We start from the raw sequence: 1705 nt of genomic DNA on the forward strand, positions 1-1705 counted from the left end.
ATAGGATAAGCCCTCGACCGATTAGTATTCGTCAGCTGCATGCATTGCTGCACTTCCACCCCGAACCTATCAACCTGGTCGTCTACCAGGGGTCTTACGAATTGGGAAATCTCATCTTGAGGGGGGCTTCACGCTTAGATGCTTTCAGCGCTTATCCCTTCCGTACGTAGCTACCCAGCGGTGCTCCTGGCGGAACAACTGGTACACCAGCGGTACGTCCATCCCGGTCCTCTCGTACTAAGGACAGCTCCTCTCAAATTTCCTACGCCCGCGACAGATAGGGACCGAACTGTCTCACGACGTTCTGAACCCAGCTCGCGTACCGCTTTAATGGGCGAACAGCCCAACCCTTGGGACCTACTTCAGCCCCAGGATGCGATGAGCCGACATCGAGGTGCCAAACCTCCCCGTCGATGTGGACTCTTGGGGGAGATAAGCCTGTTATCCCCAGGGTAGCTTTTATCCGTTGAGCGATGGCCCTTCCATTCGGTACCACCGGATCACTAAGCCCGACTTTCGTCCCTGCTCGACTTGTAGGTCTCGCAGTCAAGCTCTCTTATGCCTTTACACGCTACGAATGATTTCCAACCATTCTGAGAGAACCTTTGGGCGCCTCCGTTACATTTTAGGAGGCGACCGCCCCAGTCAAACTGCCCACCTGACACGGTCCCTCTACCGGTTTCACGGTAGCAGGTTAGAACTCCGATACGATCAGGGTGGTATCCCAACGGTGCCTCCACCCAAGCTGGCGCTCAGGCTTCCAAGGCTCCCACCTATCCTGTACAGATCGTACCAAAGTCCAATATCAAGCTGCAGTAAAGCTCCATGGGGTCTTTCCGTCTTGTCGCGGGTAACCTGCATCTTCACAGGTATTAAAATTTCACCGGATCTCTCGTTGAGACAGCGCCCAAGTCGTTACGCCATTCGTGCGGGTCAGAATTTACCTGACAAGGAATTTCGCTACCTTAGGACCGTTATAGTTACGGCCGCCGTTTACTGGGGCTTCGGTTCACAGCTTCGGGTTGCCCCTAACCGCTCCCCTTAACCTTCCAGCACCGGGCAGGCGTCAGCCCGTATACTTCGCCTTACGGCTTCGCACAGACCTGTGTTTTTGCTAAACAGTCGCTTGGGCCTTTTCACTGCGGCCCCCTCGGGCTATTCACCCTACCGAGGCACCCCTTCTCCCGAAGTTACGGGGTCATTTTGCCGAGTTCCTTAACGAGAGTTCTTCCGCGCGCCTTAGCATGCTCTGCTCGCCTACCTGTGTCGGTTTGCGGTACGGGCACCTTCACCTGGCTAGAGGCTTTTCTTGGCAGCCGGAGTACATGACCTTCGGTACTATAATTTTCCCTCCCCATCACAGCCCAGCCTTATCGATTGACGGATTTGCCTATCAATCAGCCTCACTGCTTGGACGAGCTATTCCATCAGCCCGCGTCACTGCCCTTCTGCGTCACCCCATTGCTCATAACGGCTTACGGTGGTACAGGAATATCAACCTGTTGTCCTTCGACTACGCCTTTCGGCCTCGCCTTAGGTCCCGACTTACCCTGAGCGGACGAGCCTTCCTCAGGAACCCTTAGGCTTTCGGCGGACAAGATTCTCACTTGTCTTTTCGTTACTCATACCGGCATTCTCACTTGAATACAGTCCACCAGTCCTTACGATCTGACTTCAACCTATATTCAACGCTCCCCTACCCCTG

General features: G+C 54.6%; 1 rRNA gene (cut by a window edge). It reads right to left on the reverse strand.

Annotated features, from left to right (window positions below):
• Position 1: 1 nt before the first annotated feature.
• Positions 2 to 1705: ribosomal RNA gene (locus L6H65_RS26280) — 23S ribosomal RNA — on the reverse strand; it runs 1315 nt beyond the window's last position.

The sequence above is a fragment of the Paenibacillus plantiphilus genome, assembly GCF_927798095.1.
GTDB classification, from domain to species: domain Bacteria; phylum Bacillota; class Bacilli; order Paenibacillales; family Paenibacillaceae; genus Paenibacillus_Z; species Paenibacillus_Z plantiphilus.